The following is a 446-nucleotide window of genomic DNA, read 5'->3' as shown; positions in this document are numbered from 1 at the left end:
TGCTTTTGGCCTCCCGAAAGATCGAAGGGAAAGCTCTGCGCCAGGTGGGAGATCTCGAAGAGATCGAGGATCTCCTGAAGGCGGCGCCTGTCCGGCTTGGAAAGGCGCCATCGGAAGCCCTTCTTCAGCGGAAAACCCACGTTTTCCGCGACACTGAGATGTGGAAAAAGAGCATAATCCTGAAACAGGTAACCGATCCCACGATTTCGGGAAGGGATATTGATCCCCGCCTGGGCATCGAACAGCACGCGACCGTTCAGGACAATCCTCCCCGCGTCGGGAGTGACGAGACCCGCCACGGACTGAAGGGTAAGGGTCTTCCCCGACCCCGAAGGCCCGAACAGGACCACGAACTGCTCCTCGGAAGTGAGCTCCGCCTTGAGCCTGAAGCTCCTCCCCCGGGATACCAGCACCTTTTCCACATCCACATGGATCAGCATGTTACG

Annotated in this window: 1 protein-coding gene; it reads right to left on the bottom strand. The window is 58.5% G+C overall.

The annotated features are described in order from the left end of the window. Nucleotides 1-446: ATP-binding cassette domain-containing protein (locus MWC30_RS21950; protein ID WP_244086323.1), on the bottom strand; the 446-nt coding region annotated here is incomplete at both ends.

The organism is Desulforhabdus sp. TSK (assembly GCF_022836495.1).
Taxonomy (GTDB): domain Bacteria; phylum Desulfobacterota; class Syntrophobacteria; order Syntrophobacterales; family Syntrophobacteraceae; genus Desulforhabdus.
This window is presented reverse-complemented; position numbering and strand designations above follow the sequence as displayed.